Origin of the sequence: Rhizobium sp. CF142 (genome assembly GCF_000281145.1) — a bacterium.
In the GTDB taxonomy this organism is placed as follows: domain Bacteria; phylum Pseudomonadota; class Alphaproteobacteria; order Rhizobiales; family Rhizobiaceae; genus Rhizobium.
Window position 1 is genome coordinate 188679 of sequence record NZ_AJWE01000098.1, and the last position, 7511, is coordinate 196189.

General features: G+C 59.4%; 9 protein-coding genes, 1 tRNA gene and 1 pseudogene. 2 read left to right on the forward strand and 9 right to left on the reverse strand.

The genetic code is table 11. The features are described 5' to 3' along the window. Positions 1–59 precede the first annotated feature (59 nt). Positions 60–977 carry a LysR family transcriptional regulator gene (locus PMI11_RS22050; protein WP_007821426.1) on the forward strand — a complete coding sequence of 306 codons (918 nt, stop codon included), beginning with the start codon at positions 60–62 and terminating at the stop codon, positions 975–977. A 34-nt stretch (positions 978–1011) separates the two neighbouring features. Here PMI11_RS22050 and PMI11_RS22055 read toward each other — a convergent pair whose 3' ends face one another. The 7 genes and pseudogenes from PMI11_RS22055 to PMI11_RS22085 all read right to left on the reverse strand — a co-directional run bounded on the left by PMI11_RS22055 (position 1012) and on the right by PMI11_RS22085 (position 5460). Further along, entirely contained in the window at positions 1012–1893 is an 882-nt protein-coding gene (locus tag PMI11_RS22055; protein WP_007821428.1) for an aldo/keto reductase, read from the reverse strand. Positions 1894–1919: 26 nt separating this feature from the next. Next, positions 1920–2384, reverse strand: a pseudogene (locus PMI11_RS22060) (SDR family NAD(P)-dependent oxidoreductase); the annotation flags it as partial. 157 nt (positions 2385–2541) lie between these two features. Then, on the reverse strand, positions 2542–3177 hold the full coding sequence (locus tag PMI11_RS22065; protein ID WP_037071881.1) for a TetR family transcriptional regulator: 636 nt from the start codon (positions 3175–3177) through the stop codon (positions 2542–2544). A gap of 16 nt (positions 3178–3193) precedes the next feature. After that, positions 3194–3859 carry a class I SAM-dependent methyltransferase gene (locus PMI11_RS22070; protein ID WP_007821435.1) on the reverse strand — a complete coding sequence of 222 codons (666 nt, stop codon included), beginning with the start codon at positions 3857–3859 and terminating at the stop codon, positions 3194–3196. Positions 3860–4138: 279 nt separating this feature from the next. Then, positions 4139–4417: a hypothetical protein gene (locus PMI11_RS22075; RefSeq protein WP_007821436.1), complete on the reverse strand. Its 279-nt coding sequence runs from the start codon at positions 4415–4417 to the stop codon at positions 4139–4141. A 155-nt stretch (positions 4418–4572) separates the two neighbouring features. Continuing rightward, on the reverse strand, positions 4573–4944 hold the full coding sequence (locus PMI11_RS22080) for a hypothetical protein (protein WP_007821438.1): 372 nt from the start codon (positions 4942–4944) through the stop codon (positions 4573–4575). Between the two features lie 201 nt (positions 4945–5145). Beyond that, the gene (locus PMI11_RS22085) at positions 5146–5460 is read right to left on the reverse strand and encodes a hypothetical protein (protein ID WP_037071867.1); all 315 of its coding nucleotides are present in this window, start codon (positions 5458–5460) and stop codon (positions 5146–5148) included. Positions 5461–5635: 175 nt separating this feature from the next. Between PMI11_RS22085 and PMI11_RS22090 the strand changes: the two genes are divergently transcribed. Next, positions 5636–5851: a hypothetical protein gene (locus PMI11_RS22090; protein ID WP_007821441.1), complete on the forward strand. Its 216-nt coding sequence runs from the start codon at positions 5636–5638 to the stop codon at positions 5849–5851. A 147-nt stretch (positions 5852–5998) separates the two neighbouring features. Here PMI11_RS22090 and PMI11_RS22095 read toward each other — a convergent pair. Next, positions 5999–6075, reverse strand: a tRNA-Arg gene (locus PMI11_RS22095). A gap of 123 nt (positions 6076–6198) precedes the next feature. Then, positions 6199–7511 (reverse strand): sensor histidine kinase (locus PMI11_RS22100; protein ID WP_007821443.1); only part of this gene is annotated, 1313 nt, incomplete at its 5' end.

Genomic DNA, 7511 nt, shown 5'->3' on the forward strand with positions numbered 1-7511 from the left:
GCGTTTATTGTCCTTATAATCCGCATATTCAAGGATGACCTATTGCAGGATTTGGGACAATGCAGAAGACCGGTCTGGTGGAACTCAACGCGGTCGTCGCGGTCGCGGCAACCAAGAACTTCCGTGCGGCAGCGAGCGAACTTGGTATGTCGACCTCGGCGCTCAGTCATACAGTGGCGGCATTGGAAGGCCGGATCGGCGTCAGGCTGTTCAACCGCACCACCCGCAGCGTTTCGGTGACCGAGGCGGGCGAGCAGTTTCTGGGGAGGATCGGCCCTGCGCTGAAAGACATCTCGGCTGCGATGGAAGCGGCGACACAGGCGCGCGCCACGCCGGCCGGCACGCTGCGCATCAATACATCAGAGGGCGGCGCGCGGCAGATCCTGATACCGATCGTGCTGGAATATATACGGCGTTTTCCCGATGTGCATGTCGATATCGTCAGCGACGGGCGCATGGTGGATATCGTCGCCGACAGTTTCGATGTCGGCATACGGCTCATCGAGACCGTGCCGCAGGACATGATCGCCGTGCCGCTGAAGGCCGAAGAACGCTTCTTCGTGGTCGGCGCCCCCGCCTATTTCGAAAAGCATGGAAAGCCGCAGGCGCCGAACGATCTTCTCCGTCACGCCTGCCTGCGGCTGAGGCTGCCGAGCGGTGCAGTCTATCGCTGGGAGTTCGAGCGGCACGGCCAGGAAATCCGGCTCGACGTGAAAGGGCCGATGACGCTGCAGAGCATGGACCTGATGCTGGAAGCGGCGGTTGGCGGTGCAGGACTTGCCTATATGACACAGCGGAATGTCGAGGCCGACGTCGCCGCGGGCCGATTGGTGACCGTGCTTGAAGACTGGACACCGCCCTTTCCGGGGCTCTGCCTCTATTATTCCGGCCACCGGCATGTGCCGCCGACGCTGCGCGCCTTTCTCGACGTGGCGCGGGAAATGACGCGGGCGCGAAACGAAAACGGCCGCAGCTGAAACCGCGACCGTTCCATGTCTTACCCTATGTTGTTCAGGCAGCCTTGAATAGCTTCTTGCCCTCGGCATCGAGGGCTTTGAATTCCTCGTCCGACAGCGTGATGTTTACCGCCGCAACGTTTTCTTCCAGATGCTTGACCTTGGAGGTGCCGGGGATCGGCAGCATGACCGGGCTGCGCTTCAGCACCCAGTCGAGCGCGATCTGGCTCGGAGCGGCATTGTGCTTCTTGGCGATCGTATCGAGCAACGAACCCGGCTTTGCGAGATCGCCGGCGGCCAGCGGATACCAGGGGATGAAGCCGATATTGTGCTTTGCGCAATAGTCGAGCACGTCCTCGCTGGTGCGGTCGACCAGATTGTAGCGGTTCTGGACCGTCGCGACCTTGAAGACCTTGGAAGCGGCTTCGATATCGGCAACCGAGACTTCGCTGAGGCCTGCATGGCGGATCAGGCCGGAATCGAGCAGCGACTTGATGGTGTCGAACTGTTCCTTGGCCGGAACCTTCGGGTCGATGCGGTGAAGCTGCCAGAGATCGATCTGTTCGACGCCGAGGTTGCGCAGGCTCTTATGCACCTGCTGGATCAGATATTCCGGGCGGCCGAGCGGCAGCCAGATATTCGGGCCGTGGCGCGTGAGGCCGCCCTTGGTGGCGACGACGAGGCCTTTCTTGTAGGGGTGAAGCGCTTCCTTGATCAGCCATTCGGAAACGTCAGGACCATAGGAATCGGCCGTATCGATGAAGTTGATGCCGAGTTCCGGCAGGCGTTTCAGCGTGCGGATCGATTCGGCATGATCCTTGGGCTCGCCCCAGATGCCATCGCCGGTGACGCGCATGGCGCCGAAGCCGAGGCGATTGACCTCCATATCGCCACCAATCTTGAAGGTGCCGGATTTCGCTGCATTGTAATCGGTCATCGTCTTTTCCTCTCTTGGTCAATAAATCACTCAAAATCGGTGAAGCTGGAGACCTGCTTCCAGGTATCGAATTCGGTCTTGAGAGCGCCAAGCCTCTCGCGAACGAGGCTGATCGCGTTACGCCCAAGCAAGAGATGGGCCGGCGGATTGCCGGATGCAATGAGCTTCAACATTGCAGTCGCTGCCTTTTTCGGGTCGCCCGGCTGATTGCCGTGGCGTTCTGCGATCGAGCGCTCTGCACGCACCATCGAGCGGCCGGCCCGATCGGTGCGGAAACCACCCGGCTCGACGGCCGTCACATGGATCCCGAAGCTCCTGGCCTTCTTGCCGAGGCTCTCGGAAATGCCCTCGAGGGCAAATTTGCTGCCATGATAGAAAGCGATGCCCGGCATGGTGATGATCCCGCCCATCGAGGTGACATTGAGGATATTGCCGCTGCGGCGCTTGCGCATATAGGGCATCATCGCCTGTATGACAGCCACCGGCCCGAAACATTCACCTTTGTCGCGAGCGGCCGCCTCATGCAGATCCTTGCCGACCGAAGCCCTCTGGCTTCACGCTCTATTATCCGGATCGACGGCGTGTGCCGGTTTTGTCTGCGCGCAATTCCGCACGCAAGAACCGCTGCACACTTTTGCTGGAATTGCTTTAGAGCCGCCCCTTCGCCTCGTCACCAAATTCGGCCAGCGTCTTCCAGAGCTCGCCAAACGTCTCGCGTGCGAAGGTTTCCATCGAGACGCCGGCGGCACGCTCCTGCCAGAGTTCACCGCCCACGCGCAGCGCACCGATGACGACCGCCGAAAGCAGACGCATGCGCGCCCGTATCTCCGGCTCGCCACCCTTGCGGGCAATCAAAGCCTCGGTCAGCTTCTGCTCCAGCTTGGCATATTTGAGCTGATCGCGGGCCTTGAGAGCAGGCGTGCAGTGGATCAGATCACTGAGTGCCAGGGCGCGTTCATCGGCCGAGGCCATCACGGTGGCCGTTAGCGCTTCCTCAACGGTTTTGACTGCGGATTCACCTGATGGCCGGGCGGCAATCGCCGCCATCAGACGATCGGCGAAGGAATCCTGCCAGGCAAAGACGACCTCTTCCTTCGATGGGAAATAATCGAAGAAACTGCGCTTCGAGACATCGGCTGCTTCGGTGATCTCCTCGATGGTGGTCGCGTCGAAGCCGCGCTCCATAAAGAGGCTCATCGCTGCCTGCTCGATGCGTTCGCGGGTCTGGCGCCGCTTGCGCTCGCGCCTGCCCTCAACGGCTTCAGGCTGTTTCTTCTCGGTCATTTCCATCAGATGTCATTCAGTCATCCGCTTCGGAGAAAGCGGCGATCTCCATATCCACTCCGCTGCTGCGATATTTGAAGCGCTCACGCGAGAGCTCAAGCGGCTTGCGGCGCGAAATCCGGTAGACGGAAGCCGGCGGCAGGTTGCGGACCGTGCCGCCGATGCGCGTCGCCTTCAGGCCCAGGCGATCGAGGATCGGGCGCGGCACAGGGCATCGCGGCCCATAGGTAAACTGATAGAAAGCGCCGCCGGCCCGCATATAGACGAAGGCGCCTGCCAGGATCGAGGCGATCTTGCGCGGCGACATGGAAAGCAGCGGCAGGCCGCTGACGACGGCGCCGACAGGTTCGCCCTCGAAAATGTCGGCCTGTGCCAAATGGGCGGCATCCATCTGCAGGATGCGTGCATCGGGAAAACGCTTCTGAAGCGATCCGATGAATTCAGGACCATATTCGATGAGCGTCAGATCGGATTCGCTGATGCCGCGCGCAAGCAGCGCGCGCGTAAAGACGCCGGTGCCTGGCCCAAGCTCGATAATCGGACCGTCCAGCGCCGCGATCTCGCTGGTCATGATCCGCGCGAGCGAATCGCCGGAGGGCGCGATGGCCGCAACCCTCAGCGGGTTACTCAGCCAGGAGCGAAAAAAATGCAGGAAATCGGAGCATGCAGTCTTTGCGATCATGATTTTCCCACCCGTTTGAAATGCGATTGACTATCGAAGCGACGATCTCTCGCAGCATGGCAATTCCAAGGCAGGCCCGTCAATCCATGGTCCTTACGCAGGCCTTTACCATCAACATTTCACGTATTTTTATATCTATTGCATTTTTGCATTTGATGCAAGTTACGGCATTTCGACGACTACGAAGAGGCGTCGGAACGAAAAGGCAGCCATGAAGGCTGCCCTCTTTCGCGACAGGGATGTCAGCCCCTTCTCCTCGCCTGTGCCTGCAATCCGCCTTCAGTAGTTGCAGCCCGAGCTGCTGGTCGGGTTGAAGCGCAGGCCGCAAGCCATGTTGAGCGGCTTCTTCGGGCTGTATTGGTAAGGCATCGAGCTGCTGGAAACACCATTGACCGAACCCGTGGTGTGGGGCTCGTTGCGAGCGTTCGTGCTCTTCTGCTGCTTTACGACCTGCTGTTGCTGTTGCGCCGGGGCTGCGTTGGCAGATGCGAAAGCCGAAACGCTGATGATTGCGCCAAAGGCGACGGCCACGAGGCCATTCTTCACGACATTGATCATTTCTTGTCTCCTTGGGAGGATGATTGGAATTTACGCCAAGGAGCTAGGAAGCGGATCTGTCATATTCTACGGCGCTGGAACAGCGATCACGAATACGTGAGTTCCGATTGCGCACAAGAAAAAGGCGGCTTTTGGCCGCCTTTCTCTTTGCCGGCTCAATAGCCGTTGTCGCATGGCATACTGCCGGGGCCGATTGTGCCAGTAAACGTGGGGTTGCACATAGTTTTCGGCTCGGGGCGGTTGACGGGTTCGCGGACAATCGAGCCCGTGGTGCCGGCTTCAACGCCGAACGCAGCAAGCGGATACCAGTAGCCGTCGGAGTGACGGCGGGTACCGGGGCGTTCCGTGCGGAATCCATGATAGCCATGCCAATAGCCGGCATGTGCTTTATATTGCACCATTTCCACATTCGACGGGACCGGAATCCGGGCCTGCTGAACGGGCGCCGCCAGCGCGGGAGCGGTAGACGAGAGGGCGAGAAGAGCGCTGAGTGCAAAGGCGGACGGGACTAGATTAAGCATTTTCATGATAAACCCTCCTTACTGGATTTACCTATGAAAAATGCGTTCTATGCGCGCGAAGTTCCATCATCACACGCAGCTTCCTACACTTGTGATTGCAGGCGATCCAGCGCGACTGAAAGACACAAAAAATCAAAAATTGCGATCTTGTAAAAGCCGCGAGAGTGGCGCCTGGGATAGTTCACTAGCTGTGTGAATTCACCGTTCTCAATTCGCGTACAAAGGACGGTAGCCCTGGCTTGCGACGCAGGAGACATATTGCCTGTGAGCCGCGCCGCTTGCATTGGTTTCCCGTTCCATCGCATCGCGGTGCCCGGTCATCTGCGCACGCAGGTCGTACTGTTTGTTTGCCTCATCATACATGGCGTTGGCATCGGACATGCAGAGGCTGTGGGTGACGCCGGGCGGATTGACGGGTGAAGCGACCGGCACGAGCACCGGCGCATTGGCGCGATCGACACAGCCCGCCAGAGCAGCCGTCATCGCGACGAGACCAACGACACCAACAATTCTCGTCATCATCCAACCCTCCGGCTTCTCGCCCGACACAATCCATCACTTCCGCAGATAGACGCCGAAGGTTGCGCGAAACTAGGCATGGGGGGTGTGGAGCTATGTTATTGTGGCGTCCATAAAAGTTTGAGGCCGGTCCCAGAATAGATGTCCGGCCGCGGCACATCTGCACCGGAGCTTCAAAATGGCAGTTGTTCAACAAGAAGACGCGTCGGCCACGATCTCTTCACATCCTGAGGAAATCAAGTCGGTTTTCGATTTGCGCGTGGGAGAGAACATCATCTTGCACGGCAGTTTCAGAATAACGCCGGCAGGTGTGATCAGCACCGGAATCGCAATTGCCGCCGTGGCGCTCGCATTGGGTTATCTTACATCGTCAATGCGGGGTTACAGGCGCTAGGCAAACGCAACTGGCATCGGAAACCAGCAGTTCGCGACAACAAGGCAGTGTTACCTCCCAAGACGGCGACAGATGACGCTCCTAATGTCGGCTTCGATAAGAAGCAGAAGCTACCGCCCAGTCCTATTCAGAAGTAATTGGAAAAAATGGCGCACCCGAAGAGATTCGAACTCCTGACCCCCAGATTCGTAGTCTGGTGCTCTATCCAGCTGAGCTACGGGTGCGTCTGCAGTGGCGGCCGAGCCGCTTGCGTGGGCGGTTCTCTAAAGGGTCTTTTCGGGCAATGCAAGAGCAATTCGAAAAAAATCGCGACTTTGGTTCGACAAGGCTGCCTTGCGGAAATTGCATCACTTTTCGGCGTGCGACCGGCTGCGGTAATCTTCCAGTGAAACCGGGCGATCCGGAATTTCGATGCGGAACTGCGTGCCGACCGAGGGCTTTTCCACAAGGGCGATGGTGCCGCCATGCGCCAGCACCAGCTCGCGGGCGATGGTGAGGCCAAGACCAGTGCCGCCGGAGCGGGCCGAGCCGCGGAAGGCCGCAAACAGGTTCTGGCGCGCTTTCAGCGGCATGCCGGGCCCCGTATCATCCACCGTGATGCTGACGACACTGCCGACGCGCTGGGCGGCAACCGTGATGCGCCTGACGATCCCAACCCCCTGCTCGCCCGGCGAGGTCAGCGCCTGCAGGGCGTTGCGGCAGAGATTGTGGATGATCCGGAACAATTGCTCGCTATCGGCATCCACTTCCAGATCCGGCCCCATCTGCTCGATGAACTCGACGCCGCTTTGTGGCTCGATGGCGAGGATGTCTTTGACCTCCTGCACAAGCTCGTAAAAGTGGATGCGGCGGCGGCGCGGCGCCGATTCGGTCGCTTTGCCGTAGGAAAGGACTTCGGTCGTGTAGCCGACGGCGCGATCAATGGTGCGCAGCAGCTTCGGCGCGAAGCTTTTCACCATGGGATCGTCGACATCGACGAGGCGGTCGGACATGAGCTGGGCGGATGCCAGGATGTTGCGCATGTCGTGGTTGATCTTCGAGACCGCGAGGCCGAGTGCTGCAAGGTTTTTCTGCTGCTTCAGCGTCTTCTGCAATTCGAGCTGCATTGATGTGAGATTGCGGCCGGCAACAGCCAGTTCGTCGCGGCCGCCATCGCCAACATAGACATGCAGCGGATTTTCGGGATCGGAGGCGAATTGCTGCATGCTGCCCGTCAGTCTGCGGATCGGGCGTATAAGAATGCGGTTGATGGAAAAGAAAATCAGTGTCGCGGTAAAGAGCGAGATCAGGATCGACAGCAGCAGCACGTTGCGGGCATAGACGAACATCGCCTTACGCAGAGGCCGGTCTTTCATGACCACCTCGACGCCGGTATTGGTCTCGCCCACCGCACCATAAACGCGGATCATACGGTTGCCGCCGAAGATCAGAGTGTCCAGCGCGTCGCGCATCGCGGTCAATGGCGGGATATTGGTAAGGTCGTAGGATTCGTCGACCGAGGTCGGCATTTCGCTCATGGCAAGCAGGCGGGAGGTGCCGTCCTTGCGCAGCACAATCGCCTTGGTGCCGGTCGCCTCCAGCGTTTCCTTCTGCAGCGCACGTGGCAGATCCACCGGCTGCAGGCCGTCGATGACGATTGCGGCAGCGGCGGCCGTATTCA

What these genes read in the sequence shown, in the direction of transcription:
- PMI11_RS22090 (WP_007821441.1), top strand. Translation starts at nt 5,636, where the DNA reads ATGGCAGTTGTTCAACAAGAAGACGCGTCGGCCACGATCTCTTCACAT.
- PMI11_RS22055 (WP_007821428.1), bottom strand. Translation starts at nt 1,893, where the DNA reads ATGACCGATTACAATGCAGCGAAATCCGGCACCTTCAAGATTGGTGGC.
- PMI11_RS22075 (WP_007821436.1), bottom strand. Translation starts at nt 4,417, where the DNA reads ATGATCAATGTCGTGAAGAATGGCCTCGTGGCCGTCGCCTTTGGCGCA.
- PMI11_RS22085 (WP_037071867.1), bottom strand. Translation starts at nt 5,460, where the DNA reads ATGATGACGAGAATTGTTGGTGTCGTTGGTCTCGTCGCGATGACGGCT.
- PMI11_RS22050 (WP_007821426.1), top strand. Translation starts at nt 60, where the DNA reads ATGCAGAAGACCGGTCTGGTGGAACTCAACGCGGTCGTCGCGGTCGCG.
- PMI11_RS22070 (WP_007821435.1), bottom strand. Translation starts at nt 3,859, where the DNA reads ATGATCGCAAAGACTGCATGCTCCGATTTCCTGCATTTTTTTCGCTCC.
- PMI11_RS22065 (WP_037071881.1), bottom strand. Translation starts at nt 3,177, where the DNA reads ATGACCGAGAAGAAACAGCCTGAAGCCGTTGAGGGCAGGCGCGAGCGC.
- PMI11_RS22080 (WP_007821438.1), bottom strand. Translation starts at nt 4,944, where the DNA reads ATGAAAATGCTTAATCTAGTCCCGTCCGCCTTTGCACTCAGCGCTCTT.